This is a genomic window from Candidatus Magnetaquicoccus inordinatus (genome assembly GCF_004217665.1).
Lineage (GTDB): Bacteria > Pseudomonadota > Magnetococcia > Magnetococcales > Magnetaquicoccaceae > Magnetaquicoccus > Magnetaquicoccus inordinatus.
Genome location: NZ_RXIU01000068.1, coordinates 1 through 15,678, shown reverse-complemented (window position 1 = coordinate 15,678; position 15,678 = coordinate 1). Strand labels below are relative to the sequence as shown.

Annotated in this window: 13 protein-coding genes; 2 read left to right on the top strand and 11 right to left on the bottom strand. The window is 53.0% G+C overall.

The window, feature by feature from the left end; all coding sequences use genetic code 11:
- Positions 1 to 67 precede the first annotated feature (67 nt).
- The 10 genes from fliS (EJP87_RS07020) to flgK form a co-directional block, all read right to left on the bottom strand.
- Positions 68 to 502 (bottom strand): flagellar export chaperone FliS, encoded by a 435-nt coding sequence (gene fliS / locus EJP87_RS07020; protein WP_130471150.1) that lies wholly within the window; start codon positions 500 to 502, stop codon positions 68 to 70.
- Between the two features lie 14 nt (positions 503 to 516).
- Positions 517 to 888 carry a flagellar export chaperone FliS gene (gene fliS, locus EJP87_RS07015; protein WP_193771205.1) on the bottom strand — a complete coding sequence of 124 codons (372 nt, stop codon included), beginning with the start codon at positions 886 to 888 and terminating at the stop codon, positions 517 to 519.
- 52 nt (positions 889 to 940) lie between these two features.
- Entirely contained in the window at positions 941 to 2,458 is a 1,518-nt protein-coding gene (fliD, locus tag EJP87_RS07010; RefSeq protein ID WP_193771204.1) for a flagellar filament capping protein FliD, read from the bottom strand.
- A 16-nt stretch (positions 2,459 to 2,474) separates the two neighbouring features.
- Entirely contained in the window at positions 2,475 to 2,861 is a 387-nt protein-coding gene (locus tag EJP87_RS07005; RefSeq protein ID WP_130471147.1) for a hypothetical protein, read from the bottom strand.
- 182 nt (positions 2,862 to 3,043) lie between these two features.
- Positions 3,044 to 4,012, bottom strand: a complete 969-nt coding sequence (locus EJP87_RS07000) for a flagellin N-terminal helical domain-containing protein (RefSeq protein ID WP_130471146.1) — start codon at positions 4,010 to 4,012, stop codon at positions 3,044 to 3,046.
- 33 nt (positions 4,013 to 4,045) lie between these two features.
- Positions 4,046 to 4,537: a flagellar assembly protein FliW gene (gene fliW, locus EJP87_RS06995; RefSeq protein WP_130471145.1), complete on the bottom strand. Its 492-nt coding sequence runs from the start codon at positions 4,535 to 4,537 to the stop codon at positions 4,046 to 4,048.
- 50 nt (positions 4,538 to 4,587) lie between these two features.
- Positions 4,588 to 6,591: a flagellin N-terminal helical domain-containing protein gene (locus tag EJP87_RS18905; protein WP_130471144.1), complete on the bottom strand. Its 2,004-nt coding sequence runs from the start codon at positions 6,589 to 6,591 to the stop codon at positions 4,588 to 4,590.
- A 72-nt stretch (positions 6,592 to 6,663) separates the two neighbouring features.
- Positions 6,664 to 7,200 (bottom strand): flagellar assembly protein FliW, encoded by a 537-nt coding sequence (gene fliW / locus EJP87_RS06985; protein WP_130471143.1) that lies wholly within the window; start codon positions 7,198 to 7,200, stop codon positions 6,664 to 6,666.
- Positions 7,201 to 7,323: 123 nt separating this feature from the next.
- On the bottom strand, positions 7,324 to 8,859 hold the full coding sequence (locus tag EJP87_RS06980) for a flagellin N-terminal helical domain-containing protein (RefSeq protein ID WP_130471142.1): 1,536 nt from the start codon (positions 8,857 to 8,859) through the stop codon (positions 7,324 to 7,326).
- Positions 8,860 to 8,884: 25 nt separating this feature from the next.
- Positions 8,885 to 10,687, bottom strand: coding sequence for a flagellar hook-associated protein FlgK (gene flgK, locus EJP87_RS06975; RefSeq protein ID WP_193771203.1), 1,803 nt, complete (start codon positions 10,685 to 10,687; stop codon positions 8,885 to 8,887).
- Positions 10,688 to 11,127: 440 nt separating this feature from the next.
- Between flgK and EJP87_RS06970 the strand changes: the two genes are divergently transcribed.
- The gene (locus tag EJP87_RS06970; RefSeq protein ID WP_227657507.1) at positions 11,128 to 11,946 is read left to right on the top strand and encodes an inositol monophosphatase family protein; all 819 of its coding nucleotides are present in this window, start codon (positions 11,128 to 11,130) and stop codon (positions 11,944 to 11,946) included.
- A gap of 60 nt (positions 11,947 to 12,006) precedes the next feature.
- On the opposite strand, the gene EJP87_RS06965 is transcribed toward EJP87_RS06970, so the two are convergent.
- On the bottom strand, positions 12,007 to 15,489 hold the full coding sequence (locus EJP87_RS06965; RefSeq protein ID WP_130471140.1) for a mechanosensitive ion channel domain-containing protein: 3,483 nt from the start codon (positions 15,487 to 15,489) through the stop codon (positions 12,007 to 12,009).
- Here EJP87_RS06965 and EJP87_RS18420 point away from each other — a divergent pair.
- On the top strand, positions 15,472 to 15,678 hold a 207-nt coding region (locus tag EJP87_RS18420; protein WP_227657506.1), incomplete at its 3' end, for a hypothetical protein. The genes EJP87_RS06965 and EJP87_RS18420 overlap by 18 nt on opposite strands.

Below are 15,678 nucleotides of genomic sequence, written 5' to 3'. Positions count from 1 at the left end.
TCCGCTGATAAACGGCTTGGATCGAGCAAACGGTCGAGAATGGTTTCCAAATTACTGAGAATAACCCTCATGCCACCCCGCCCATCAAACGGCGATTGACATCGGGTTCAGCAGCAGCATTATCTTGAATCTGTTTGACTTGACGCACCGCCTCCCGCCACCCTTCCAACAAGGTATTCATGTTGGAGATGACGATGCGGATATGGGAGAGATCCTGGGTGATGTTGGCCTGAGTCAGCCTGTTGATCATGAAGCCATACAGTTCAAAGAGTTGCACAGCCAAATCCTCGCCTTTTTCAAAGTCGAGAGTGTTTTGCAACTCGGCAATGATGGCCAAACCACGGCGCAAATACATTTTATGTTCGGCAAGATTTTTGGCCTCCATTTCACTGATGGAGCGCTCCAAAAAGCGGATGGCACCCTCATACAAGAGGATGAGCAGATCCTCCCGCGAGGCGGTATTGGCCCGGGAAGTTTTATAACTGCGCAACCCATACGACATGGTAAGCCTTTTATTTAACCTTCCATCTGAGTATTGCTGGCACCCCGCCAGCCATCAAGCAGAATGCGCAGGTTGGTGACCACCTGTTGAATATATTGCACATCATGGGTGAGATTGGCCTGGGCCAAGGTATCCAACATGAAGCCATACAGGTCATTCAACTGATTGGAGACTCCACTGCCCTGGGTAAAATCCAGAGTACGTTGAAACTCCTCAATAATGCGTTGACCACGTCCGAGATTTTCTTTGAACTCCTCCACCATTCCCTCTTCGCAAGCGGTAGCGGCTTGCTCCAGAAAGCGGATGGCACCTTCATAGAGTTGGATCAAAATCTCCAGGGGTGAAAGGTTGGCAGCATCCAACTCTCCCACCGTAGGGTTGCTCACCTCCATATCCATATTCTTTATACCAATTCTTCTTAATGGTCACTAAAAAAAATTATGACAGCTTGCTCAATGCGGAGGTCATGGCCGACCCAGCGCTGTTCAACTGGCTAACCAACTGCTCCAGATTGGAATATTTCAGGGTAAGTTGCTGTCTGACCTTTTCCAAACGGGAGTTTTCACGGGAAATATCTTTATCCAGGCGATTCATCCGTGATTGCAGTCCATTGGTCTGGGCGGTGAAACTGCCCGTGACACTGTTGGTCATGCCATCCAGGATATTTTTCAAGCGGTAGGCCAAACCGGCATTGTATCCGGTACCGACCTGTGCTTGCGTATTGCTGAACAGAGAGGCCAAACCGCTATAGTCGTTTTGCAAGGCGCTGTCAAGCGAAGTGCTGTCGAAACTGATCAAACCTGTTTTGGAATCGGTACGCAGACCAAATTCGGCCAAAGCGGAACGAGTCAGATAATCGGTAGCACTGCTGGCACCTGCTTTGTGGGTACGGGTATTCAAAGCATTACGAATTTGCGTGACTACAGTACGCGCCAAGGATACACCGGCCAAGGAGCCTTCGCGATTGTCGTTGACATATTTGACAACCGTATTGTACGACTCAACAAAGGCATTCAAATTATTTTTGACCGTTGTAGTATCATTGGCAATCGAGAGAGAGATTGCCGTAGAACCTGTCGTATCGACCCCTCCCGAGCCATTGACAGTTGCCCCGGTGGTTGCCAACAATTGCAAGGTTACTCCGGTCAGTGCTGTCGTGGGCGAGTTGGTGGTGCTGGTGACATCGACGCCATCCAATTTGAAAAGCGCATTTTGGGCAGCAACAGTATTGTTAAAACTGGTCAAGGTACCACTGCTGGCAAAACTCAGGGAAGAGGAGGCTCCCATGGTAATGCGTGATGTGGCGGCTGCTCCAGAACCATACATACCGCTGTCACGCGCCGTCATAACCAGACGATAGGCGGAGCCGTCATACATGACACTGGCGGATACCCCATCCTGGGCAGTGCCATCTGCTGCCCGGTAGGTGATATTGTTGATCAATGAGGCAATCTCGGTGAGCGTTTTCCCCTCCAGATCCGAAGAGGAAAAGCCACTGGTATTGGCATCGGTGCCGTAGGTGACGCCATTATAGGTAAAGGTAAAATTGGAGCCAGCGGTCAGGGAATCACTGGTACTGGCCACTCCAGAACTGCTGCCCAAGGAAGCATCGCCCAAAACCCAGGTATCATTGGTCGCCAGACGAGCGACATGCAGGCTGTGGGAACCAGAGATGGCGGCACTGCCTGCAGTTGCGGTCAGCTTGTTGGTATCCGAAGAGCTGACCGTATGGGGCGCCCAGGAGCTGGAATATTGCAATGTAGCAATTTTACTTGTCAAATCCGTAATTTTGGATTTGAAAGAGGCCAATGTGGTTTTTTGTTCTGCCAGTCTGGCTTTGGCCGTTTGATAGCCGGTCAATTGGCCCTGTTGGGCCTTCATCAATTGATCGACCATATCCGAGGGCAACCCGGATGCTAAACCTCCGAAAGAGATCGTACCTGAAGATGTTGCCATGTCTTGCTCCTTGCCATCAATCCTGAGCGGTGGTTGCCCATTCGGAAGTGCTGTAGTGATCATTCAGCAGAGTCTGTTGCAGTGCCCGCACTTTTTGCAGCAAACCCCAGAGCTGCTCTTCTGGAAAGGCTGTCATCTGGGAAGAATCTGTTGAGCAGAGGAGCACTCCCTCCTGTTCGGCGGAGGGGGAAATTTTTGCCGAGGACAAACGGTTCAGCAACAAATTGGCCTCTCCCACCAACGAGGCGAGTGTCGCCACACCCGGATCCCACTGCGCAGTATGCAGGCCCTGACCTGCACCAGACCAGTCCGACGCCGGAAGCGCTGCACCTTCCCAACTGCTTCCCACTGCACAATTGGCTGTCTGCGTGATCTGTGCCCGCCGATAAGCGGTACCGGACATTCCCATCGATCCACTCCACCCTTATAGACAACGATACAGAACGGTCACCATACCTGCAACAATAATCGGACAGCGCACGGCGACACATGAGAAAAAAAGATCGTATGACCCCAGACTTTACATAACTTTACCAGCAACACAGCAATTCGTGCTTATCGAGCATGGTGTTGCACTCGTCCGCGCTATTGAAGCAGTTGCAAGGCCAGCTTCGGCAGTTGGTTGGCTTGTGCCAAGACAGCCGTTCCTGCCTGTTGCAGAATGGTCTTCTGCGTCAAATTGGCAGTCTCTGTAGCAATGTCAGCATCAAGGATGCGTGAACGGGCTGCCGACATGTTTTCCACCACATTGTTCAAATTGGCAATCACCGCAGTAAAGCGATTCTGCAACGCTCCCAAATGCGCCCGCTCTCTGGATACCCTATCCAATACCGTATCAATCAGACCGATGGTACTTTCTGCCGCCGAGCGGGTGCCAATCAGATTGGGATAGGCCAACTTTGCAGTGACGCCATCCGTGCTCAGGGCCGTGACACCACCACTCAGATAGCTGGTCTTGGCCAATCGATAGCTGTAGAGCAATGTGGAGCCATCGGTACTCAGTTTTTGGGCGCTGCCGCTCATGGCGCTATATTTGCCCAGAGCGCTCAAACGCATATCCATGATCGAGAAGGAGATGGCCTGCCCTTCCTTTGCACCCACCTGAATCACCATTTTCGGTTCGGTGAGAAAATTGCCGGTCAGCATGGAGAAACCATTGAACTGTGTGTCAACAGCGATGCGATTGATTTCGCTGAGCAGTTGGCAGACCTCCAATTGCAGATCCTTGCGGTCGCTGGAGGTCATGGTGCCATTGGCTGCCTGCACCGCCAGTTCGCGAATCCGTTGCAGGGCATTGACACTCTCATTCAGCGCCCCTTCTGCCACTTGCGCCATGGAGATACCATCATTGGCATTGCGTACCGCTTGCGACAGCCCCTTGATCTGCGCAGTCATGCGTGTAGAGATCGCCAATCCCGCAGCATCATCCATGGCGGTATTGATACGCATGCCAGAGGCCAACCGCTGGAAGGTGCGGGTCAGGGAATCGTTAACAATGCCGATATTGCGTTGGGCATTCATCGAATTAATGTTGGTGTTGAGAACCAGTGCCATAATAATATCCCCTGTTTAGATGCCAATGTAATGCTAAACTGCCATCATCTGTTGCTGTTGGGCAACTTCCCGCAGCGCCTTTTCTTTTGCCTGACGCCGCATATCAACCGGAATCAATGGTTGCCGCGCCGAGTAGTCTGGAGCCAAAATCTGCAAACCGCGCCGATTATGTACATTCACCAAGACCGGTGCAGCCAGGTTGGTCCGTACCGCTTCCGGCTGTCCATCCGGTACGTTGACCAAACTGAATACCTCTACATCCTCCCCTTTTTCTACCGCAATCCGCGCTGAATCCTCGTCGGAAATGGTAAAATCCAGGTTGGAAAAAAATTCAAAAGGGTTGATGACGATAAACGCCACCTCCGGCTCATCCACTGACTGCAACCAGTAGAATGCCGACTCCTCTGCATAGGGAAACAGGAGGAACCGCTTGCTCGCCGGAAAACCCATCAAACCATCCAGCAGATGGATTAGATCCTCATCACCAAAGTTCAGAGAACCAAATCGAGTGCCATGAACCTCCATTGAACTCTCCCCACAATCCGAATGACTATCGTTTCACCAAGCAACCAGCACTATTTCAACAACTGCAGTGCCAACTGCGGCAACTGGTTGGCCTGAGCCAGGATGGCCGTACCCGCCTGTTGCAGGATGGAGAGTTTGGTCAAGTTGGCCGTCTCTGCCGCGATGTCGGCATCGAGGATACGTGACCGGGCACCACTCAGGTTCTCCACCACATTGTTGAGGTTGGCGATGTTGGAGGTAAAACGTCCCTCGATGGCACCCAACTCACCACGGGTACTGGAAACCCGGTTGATTGCATCCAAAACGATGCTCAACATCCGACCAGCCGCCTTTTGACCAGCCAATGGCGGATTGTAGGGTTTGGTTCCACCGGCATCGGTATTGGGCGGATCAAACTCCAAGGTGGGATCGGTGGGAATGGTCTTGCCAGTCACATCGATCAACGGAGTCGGCGGATAGGTGTTTTGACCATCGGTGTTGATCATCCACCGGGGCACAGTCACTTTTTCACCAGCTTTGGCTTGTGGCGCTGCTGCTGCAGAGGCATCCCGTGCTGCCAACACTTTGGACATATTGGTAGCAGCCGATTGGGCATCGGCCACTGTGGCGCCCGCTTGAGCCGCGGCCACGCCAGCAGCAGCAATCACCTTGGCACTTTCAAAGGTCAGATTTTTCTTGCCATTGGTTCCGGCATCCGCTTCCACAGCGGCACGGGCGATATCATCAATGCTGCGACCTTTGCTGATCTGTTCGCTGAAGGTACGAATCACCTTCAAGATGTTGCCCACCGGCACATCTTTGATCACCAGATTGCCGCTGGCATCCTTGAAACGCACTGCCTGATTCACCACATCAGTTGCATCGGTAGCATTTTTAATGGTCCCTGAGGTATCGCCAGCCAACAGTACATATTTGGATGGCACCCCTTCAGTAGCAGAGTAATCGCGATTGGCCACATACATACCCACCGCCAATACCCGCGCTTTGTCGGTATTGTCCGCAAACACCTGATAGCTCATCAACGATTCGGCTGCAACCACGGCACCGATCACGTTATCGATACTGGCACCACCGGAAAGTTTGGTCACACCATCCACAGTCAAACCCTTGGCCGCATTGATTGCCGCTTCCAGGATGGGATCACCAGCAGGCACGCCAGCACCGGTCAAAACGGTGGTCACTTCTGCAACCGTCGGCGGCTCGCTCAAGGTATTGCCGGTGCGTGCGGCTTCCAAAGCCTGCACTGCAGTTGTGGCAATTGTGGTAGAAACCGCGCCGGAAATGGTTGTTGCATCGGCCGTCGTTGCACCTGCCACCACTGCCATGTTGCGCGCCACATTGCTGGCCAACAAGGTATGGGTGTAGGGTTGTGTCGCGGCTTGGCTGTTGTCACCACTGGCCACGGCATTGACCATGGTTGCCAGGCTGGACGCAAAGAGCTTGGATCCCTCCAGAGGCGGATTGGGAGCGGTAATGGTCAAGCCATCAATCTTTTTATTGTTCAACGAAGCCGGGCTGTTGGGATCAACGGCGACCGCTTGTGCCAACAGAGTCCGGGCACGGGCATCAGCCAAATTGACCTGAATGATCTGCCCCTCTTTGGCACCCACCTGGAACAACAAGGGCTCCTGACCACCTTTCAGCATTGCCCAACCGTTAAACTCGGTCTCCTGAGAGACCCGATCGATCTCCGCCAGCAACTGGGTGACCTCTTCTTGCAGACTCTGCCGGTCGGAATCGCTGTTGGTGGCATTGGCGGCCTGCACGCTCAGTTCGCTGATCCGCTGCAGCATGTTGGCATCTTCTGCCATGGCCCCTTCAGCCACCTGCGACACGGAAATACCATCGTTGGCATTGCGAATCGCCTGGGTCAAACCACGGATTTGTGCAGTCATGCGGTTAGTGATTCCCAAACCAGCGGCGTCGTCACCTGCCGAATTGATCCGCAACCCGGAGGAGAGGCGTGCATAAACCTTGTTCAACGCGCCGGTACCAGTGGCCATATGCCGCTGTACGGTAAGGGAGGGAACGTTGGTGTTGATATAAAGTGGCATTGTCGTAATCCTCTATCGTTGCTTTGTTCGTTATGACTGCATGTCCGTTTAATAAATGTCGGTGCCGCGGGTTCAGCCCGCTGCGGCCATTCTTGCTGGGGCTTGTTGCTCTGTGCGATTCCGTGCACGTCGGCGTTGGTGGCTGGCGCGCCGTGCCTCCCGTTCCTTCAGGTAGGTCGCCTGCATGTGCGGCGGAATCAACAGTTGCCGCGGTGAATATTCTTTGACCAAAATTTGCCGACCATGACGGTTCTGCGTATTGACCACCACTGGACCGGCCAAGTTGGTACGCATCTCTTCGGGACGTCCCTCCGGGATGGTTACCAGGGTAAAAATTTCCACATCCTCCGGACGTTCCAAATGCAACGTCAGGGCATCCTCATCCTGCACCACAAATTCCAGGTGGGCAAAAAAGTCGAATGGATTGATGACGATAAATGCAATTTCTGGTTCGTCGATCGACTGCAACCAGAAAAAGGAAGAGTTCTCGCCATAAGGAAACAGGATGAACCGACGGCTCATGGGAAATCCCAACAAGCCCTCATTGATCAGGATGATCTCTTCTTCCTTAAACTCCAGAACGCCAAATCGGGTCCCCTGAATTTCCATCACTTCATCTCCACACCCAGATTGTTAGCCCTTTGCTCCACCATCCGCTTGCTTGCGGATGGTGATGCGATCCCGTCTGTACTACTTTATGCGTCCGGGAATCAGGACGACTTGATCCAACAATTAACCGAGAAAATCGAGCAGGGACATATTGAGCACCTGCCGTTCTACTCCTGTCAGCATCTGCAAGGATTGCGATGCCTTCTGCAACCGACTCAACACTTCAAAGGCATCCGCTTCCGAGTTGCCGGTCTTCAAGGACTGCAAGCTGACCTCATCGGTAGCCAACATGGAGTTGGTGGCATCCATCTGCGTCGAACGCACACCAGTCAACGACTGCATATCGGAGGTCTGACCACGGCCTGCATCCAGACGTGCCAATTGAATACCCACCTCATTGGCATCGCCACGCAACAGCGCACCACGCAAGGCTGCCAAAGCTCCGAGAACATTGATATCGCGACCCACACTACCGCTGCCCTCGATCAACTCTGCTCCGGAAACATTACCCGGCAAGGTACGCCCTCCGCTCACCTGAATCGGACGATCCTGCTTGCCACCCTGATAAGAGGGCACCACTTCAAAATAGTACACATCCCCCTCTTTGGGTGGACTGACCAGATTGAAGGTGAGTCCATTGCCCAGGTCCACATAGGAAGGTTGTCCTATGGTGGCTGCTTTGGCTTTGACAGGAACCTGATCAATGCCATTGATGTTGATGGCATATTCACCAGAGCTGGCCTGGTAGCTCATCTTCACACTCAAGGGAAGATCTTGCCATTTGCTGCTGTCGGTAATCTGTGCTGAAAAACCACTGGTCACATCCACAGTTGAAGGGGTACTGGCACCATCGACAAACAACTGTGTCTGGGTGGCTTTGTAGTGGGCGCCATCACGTACCACGGAGAAGGAAAGATTTTCCCCATTCAATAAAGTACCGCCCATATTGAAAGTTACGCCGTTACCCAGATCCAGATAGTCGGACATTCCTGAGCGAGCGATGGGGCTGACCGGCAAAGCTTGCCGCACACCATTGATATAGACGTCATAGCTTCCGGTGCCGGAAGGAGCGATGGTATAGGTAGTGGCAGAACCGGTCTGTCCTGCCGGAGGAGCAAAGCCATCGGCAACCGTCGGAACAAATCCATCTGGCGCAGCATTGGCTGAACCGGTTCCCTTGCTCTGTACGCGCACAGCGGTTGCCTTGAGATTGCTGTCGTCGAAGGGGGTCACCGTGCGACCGCCACCAAACAGTGGCACACCATCCATCTCCTGATTGGCAATGGATAAAATATTTTGGTAGATCCCCAAGGCGGAGATGGCTGCCCCTTTGAGAATCTCAGGATCATTGGCCGAGGTACCTGGAGAAAACTGCATGGCCAACTCATAGGCGGCCATCATGCTGTCGTGCATCACCCCAATCGTTTTGTCACCATTCTCCAAACGCTGAGCGGCCAAATCGGTGGTCCGTTTCAGGCTGGTCACTCCCGAAAGGTCTGCCGAAAAGAGCAGATCGCGGAAGGTTCCCGACGGATCATCCGAAGGGCGCTGAATTTTCAAACCGGTGCTGCTCTGCAACTGTGCCTGCAACAGCTCCTGCTGTTGGGCCTGCAAGGCAGTCATGCCGGCGTTAAACATCATATTGCTGGTAACACGCATCGTCTTGTCCCCGTATCCTGGCTCGTCAACCCACCATATTGATGATGGTTTGCATCATCTGGTCGGCGGTGGTTACCATTTTGCTGCAGGCTTGGAAGCTCCGCTGATAACGCAACAGATCGGTCAACTCCTCCTCCATGGAGACCCCGGAGGTGGATTGCCGTAAGGTATCCAGAAAATCCTGAGCAGCCTGTTGTGCACTCATGGACTCATTATTCTGGTTGATCACAGCTCCCAGCTCACCGCTGATCGCGGCATAATGACCGGTCAAAGTAGCGTTTTGATTGCCAATCCATACTTTTGTGTCGCGCAGACGGCTGAAAGCCAAAGCTGCCTGATTATCGCCATCATCAAATGTCGCACTGGTGATCCGGGTGGGATCATTGGGATCCCCATAGACCGCCACCATGCGTCCGACACCCAAAGTATTGGAATCATCCAATAATTCCGTGTTTACACCCATATCCCGTGCTGCCGTGCCATTGAACAACACGCCGACACCAAAGGCAGCCAGCATGTTGGAACTATCGGAAACCGTTCCATAATATTGGCCAGTAGCGGATTGAATACGCAGATGGTTATCGGTGGTGATCGAGGCGCTCATATAGCCGCTGTTGCCATCTTGATCGGTGGCATTGTTGATGGCATCCACCACATCCTGGATGGTCATCGAACGGGTTACCGCCACACGCACCACATGGTTGAGATGGTTGGCATCACTGCCCACGGCAAAGACCATCTCTCCATCCTGACTGCGAGAAAGATCTACCGGTGCACCGGCATACAGAGCTGATTTGGCATCGGTTACCAATGAACTGATCGCTGTTTGCAGGTTGTTACCCAAGGCAAAGGCACCGACCTGCGTGGTATTCATGCTGCGACTGACGGAAACACTGCCGATTTTATTAAACTGATAGCGCACTTCGTCCGTCAGCTTTTCCAGCTTGGTGGCAAAACCATTTTTACCGTTGATCAAGGTATCACGCACCTCAATCAGACCACCCAGCTCACCGCCCTGTATCCGCAGCAGGTCGCGACCATCCAAGGTGATCCCTTTGAAATCGGTTGTTTTGCTGGGATCGGTCGGATCCACGGCATTTTTTACCGTGCTGCGCGCCAATACTGCCGCATGCGACGAATCCACCAGCAAACCTTGCCCGCCAGCCATCATGATCTGCAGCCCATTGCCCGGCATATCCAAGGTTTGGATATTGATCAACTTACCCAACTCGAGCACCATCTGACGGCGCTGATCCAACAGATCCAGGGGAGTATCCGAACCACCACGCCCGGTAATCACCGCATTGATATCGCGAATCGCCTTCAAGCGGGTGTTGACATCCTCCAGCAAGACATCCACCTCTTTGTCCACCGGTGTAAGCAGACCGGTAAGGGTGGTATCCATCTTTTGCAGATAGTTGGCGACGCTCTGGCCACGGGTAATAAATTCCTCCCGGTTGACCGGATTGGTCGGATTGTCCACCAGATAATCGGCTGCGGTGAACAGATCTCCCAAACGACTGTTCAAACCCTCGCCATTAGATTCATTAAAAATATTTTCAATTTGTTCCAAAAAGCGTGACTTGGCATCCAAACTGCCTGTTTCGGACATACCCAGCTCTTGGCGACGATCCAGCAGATGATCCAATTGCCGAGAGATATCCTTGACCTGCACACCCAAACCCATCGGGGCATTGACCAAAGTCACTTTCTGCCGCGAATAGCCTGTGGTATTGGCATTGGCAATGTTATGGGAGATCGTCTGCAATGTATTTTGCGACGCATAAATGCCCGATTGCGAGGTGTTCAAAATGTTATTGACAGACATGCTCAGCTTCACTCCCATTCGCTTCGTTTCACCATCCATTTTCACCAGCACCTATCGACGAAAATGGCGTTGCCATCGCTTATGCACCCAGTATGCCAATCAGAAAAATCCCCTTACAGGCCATGCACAAGGCTGAATTTCATGTTTGTAAGTTATTGATATTATATGGTAAATTCCATTCAATAAATTTCACTAACTATGCCATTGGGCGCATTTTTCCCCCCCAGGTGGGCAAAATCCACGAAGCGGAGCAGATCTGCCCAGGGGGTGTCGGCAATTCTTGCCCGATCTCAATAACCTCTGGAGTTCCGTAATCATGGACCATTTGTGCCCATGGCCTGCCTGGGGATGACGTGGCGGAGGGATCATGTTATGTTGAGGGTGTAGCCGTGCTGTGGGTACGGTTGGACCAGAGCTTATTTCTCGATGGATGGCAAATCATGACCATGAACTACTCCCCTCCCACCAATGTGGCCATACGTGCCGCCAGACAGGCTGGCAGCCGTGCCCTGGAACTATTTTACCGGCGGCATGAGTTGGAGGTGCACAACAAGGAACATGGCGAATGGGTGAGCAATGCCGATACAGCGGTTGAAAAAGAGATTTTATATCATCTTAAAAGAGGCTATCCGCAGTATGGTATTGTTGCGGAAGAGAGTGGCCGACAGGGTATGGGTACAGAACGGTATTGGATTGTTGATCCCATCGATGGCACAGATAATTTTATCCATGGTATTCCCCATTTTGCCCTCTCAATTGCCCTGGCAGAGGGGGATCTGTTATTGGCCGGTGTGGTCTTCAATCCGGTCAGCAATGAAATGTTTGTAGGTGAGCGTGGACGGGGCGCCTTTCTCAACGATCGGCGCATTCGCACCGGGCAAAACCGTCTCTTATCGAAAGCACTATTGGCAACCGGTTTTCCTGCCAAATACAAAGAAGATCATCTGACGGCCTATATGGATTCCTTCCGCATCTTGTGTGCTGCTTGCCATGGTATTCGTCGGCAAGGCAGTGCGGCCTTGGATCTCTGTTTTACGGCTGATGGTCGTTATGATGGTTTTTGGGAGCAGGGATTATCCTCCTGGGATGTGGCTGCCGGAGCATTGATTTTGCAAGAGGCTGGAGGATTTGTTACTGATTTTGCTGGAGAAATTGATTTTTTACGCTCCGGCAATGTGGTGGCAGCCAATGCGGCAATTCACTCCCGCCTGTTGGAAAAGATTCAATCTTCGGCTCTGTGCCAGCCTGCCAGCGCTTGAAATGGGCTCCACCTGCGGCAAAAACTCCCTCTTGCCGCAGGTGGAGTCAACCCCCCTGACTCAATTGACCAAGGCCAAGACATCCTCTTTGCGAATGCGCACCTCCTGTTGCGGAAAGGGAATCTCAATTCCCTGTTTGGCAAAGGTTTGACTGATGGCCGTATTGAGCCGGTCGCGCACCACCCAACGCAACGCTGGATCCGGCAAAAAGGCCCATAATTCAAAATCCAACGAGCTGGCGCCATGCTGCATGAACAGCGCCTCTGGAGCAGGTTCAGCAAGGACTCCCTGCTGTTGCAGGGCCAACTCCAGCAAGAGTCGTTTGACCTGCTCGACATCACTGCCATAGGCAACACCCACCTTGATGACAATACGCAAAGTGGTATTGGCCAAGGTCCAGTTGGTTACCTCTTTGGTGATCAAATCGCGGTTGGGAATCAACTGCTCCTGATAGTCGGTATTGACCACGGTGGTCGCACGGATATTGATGCGGGTAATGCGCCCGGTGATGCTGTTGCCGATGGTGATCATATCCCCGACCCGCACAGGCCGTTCCAGGAGCAGAATGATCCCGCTGACAAAGTTGGCAACAATTTCCTGCAGACCAAAACCGATACCCACACTGATTGCCGCCACCAGCCATCCCACTTTTGCCACATCCAGATGCAGTTCGTTCAGAGCCGACAACAAACCGATAATAAAAATCAGGTAGCGAGAGATGGTCAAGACCGCATAACGGGAGCCGGCATCCAGGGAGAGCCAGGAGTAGAGCAATAACTCATAGATTCTGGGCAGATGTTTGACTATCCAGCCCACCACCAGCAAAGTGATGACAAAGCGCAGCAGATCCACCAGGGAGACCAGGATCAATTGTCCATCGCTGCCGGTGGTGCTGAAAATGGTCAACCCTTTTAATGCCTGAAAAATCTGTTCATGAACCCCCCAATAGTTACCCAGCAGCAGTAGTCCAGCCAAAATAAAGAGCATGCGCAAAGAATCATTAATCTGCCGTGCGATTTGCGTGCGGCTTAAGGTGCCACGGGCTCCTGGGGCCAGGACGGTTGGGGCGCGTCTGCGGCGACGGATCAAGGTTTCGATGGTGGAGGCCAGCAGGCGGTATACACCAATCAGCAGAAAAAAGGTCAGGATGGAGCGAATCCCGTTATAAGCCAGCCACGTGGCGCCGAAGCGGTAGCCGGAGAGATCCAAGAGCACGACCACCACCATGAAGAGGCTTAACAGGCGACTGACCAGCCACCAATGGTGGGTAAAACGGGCGGTCAAGGAGCGTCTTCCGCTATGTACAGCGGCTGGAGATGTTGGTGCCGCATGGGCCAAGGCATGACGGGGGAGTGGGGCATTGGGATGGATCAAGCGATAGATGACCCAGGCAATGGTGCATTCAAACAGGGTATAGCCCAGACGTGGCAGCACCTCATAGTGAAACGGGGGCGCACGAAACACGACCCAAAGCGGCAAAAAGAGCAGATAGGCCCACAAGGCCAGACGGATTGAACCGAGCAAACTTTGTGTCACTTCCAGTGGCAAACCCAATAACCGTTCGGCCAAACCACCAGGAGCAAACAGCAGTTTATTGGCCGACCAGAGCAGCCAAAACAGCGCGATAATCAACACACTTTCCGTCACCAGAATACGCAGCAGCGGAGGAAAGGGATAGAGCAGAGCGGCTGGCCAGGGCAAAAGTTGTCCGGCCAGAACCAGCAAGGCCAGCCAGGCAGGACCAGGAACCGGCAACAAAAGTGTAACCAGAATGGTGCGCAGCGGCAGAGAGGCAGCACTCTGCTTGGAATCAGGCGGAGGCAAGGTTGCCAGGCGGCGCAGTGAGCGTTGTATCTGCCACAATAACGGCGGCAACAGCACCAACAGTGTGATAGTGGTCAAGAGCGGCCAGGGCTCCTGCACTGCCCGCCAGGCGGCCTGCCACTGCTCTTCCGTCACCGCATGCTGCAGAATCATGTTCAGGCCGCTATTACGCTTGCTGGAGAGCAGCTCCTCTGACAACTGTTGCAGCAGCGCCCTGCTCGGTGGGGGAGCATCCTGAATCCAAAAGATGCGCGACAGGAGAAAATTTTCGGTGCGCTGCAAGGTGTTGGTACGTTCCAGGGTCAACAGTTGCAGACGCTGCCCTTCGGCTTGCAGATCAAAAAGCAGACGTTTTTCATCGCTGAGCAGTTGGCGATAACTGTTGCGCAGTTGCGTGGCTTGTTGGGTAAAACTTTCCCGTTTTGATTCGGCAAGCTGTTGCTGCAGCTCGGCCAGCGAGGCTGCCCAGGAGCTGCTCAGCTCTGCCAAGGCTGAATCGACAACAAAAATGCGCGATTGCAAATCACGCAACTGTGCCAGCAATTCGGGGTAGAGCGGTTCGCGCAGATCCCAGCGACGGCGTTTGAGTCGTTTATAGTTTTCTTTCAAAATATCTGCAGCCAGGCCCTGGGTTCCAAACTGTTGGGTCAGGGTTTCCAAACTTTTCAAATCGCTCTTTTCATTTTGCAGCAGGTGCTCCTGTTCAGAGGCAGCGCTCACCACTTCGGTCTGCAATTTATTGAGATCCGCCTGCTCTTTTTGCAGACGCGCCAGGGAGAGCTCCCATCCCGATAAAAACTTATCTTCCGGGCTGCTGGCCTGTTGAGCAGCCAACTCTTTGCGACGCAGCAGCTCCTGTGAACTGGTGACTGCCGCGGCTTGCTGATTGTTGAGCGCCTCTTGATAGAGCGAAAAGACCTTTTGTTGATATTGACGGCTGTTTTGTGCCACCTCCAACTGTTTGTCGTGCAGGGTCACATGGGCCATGGCCACATTTTGCTCCGCCTCCCAGCGGGCAATGATATTTTGTGCCAGCAATAGTTCGATATGGGCATTTTCTGCCTGCAAGGTCAGGGAACGTTTTTTATTGCCCTCGGCCTTGGCGGAGAGGTCTCGAAATTGTTGATAATTATCCTGGGCCTGTTTCAGTCGTCCTTTGCCGGTAATGGTTTTTTCTGGAATCTGACCCAAGAGCAACTGCAGCTCTTTGGCCTGTGCGGTCAGCGCGTCCACAGCTTGAATTGATTTTTCCAAAGATTCCTGAACCTGTTTGAAGGCTTCGGGAGTTGGTTTATCTGGTGCTTTGGGTGGTGGTTGTTGCGCCAACCGCTCCAAATTTTTTTTCAACGTCTCCTCTTGCGTTTTCCAGTCACTTGTACCGGCACGCAGGGTTTGCAAGCGCTCCATGGTTTCCAAAAATTCCTGCAGCAGAGCGACTCGTTTTTGCAGCAGCGCCCGCTGCTGTTCAACCGCCTCCTCTTTGCTCTCTTTGGGCAAGCCGTTCAGCTCTGTGTTGACCCCCTCCAGCAACGAGCGCAACAAGCTGGGAGTCGGTGTCGGGCTCTCCCACAGACTGGCCAGTGTTAAAGGAGCTGCGGCAGTGGCAGTTGCTGTGGGCGCAGCCGCTGGCGTGGTACTGCTGCGTGGCGCTGCTGCAAGCTCCCCTGACAACAACCAACTCAAAGCAAGCATCAACAACAAATGAAACAAACCGTGCATAGGGCATTTCCATTGGCAAAAGAAGAGGAAAACCTCCTTGGCAAGAGAGGTTCCCGATCATTGAATATTAACTGCTGCGAATTGGAGCATATTTTTTGCCGACACGCCAGCCTGCATCACGTTAACAAGATATTCATGCCAGTGGGGGCAATGGGGGCTGAGAACAGAAAGGGTGCAGGTGTACACAGG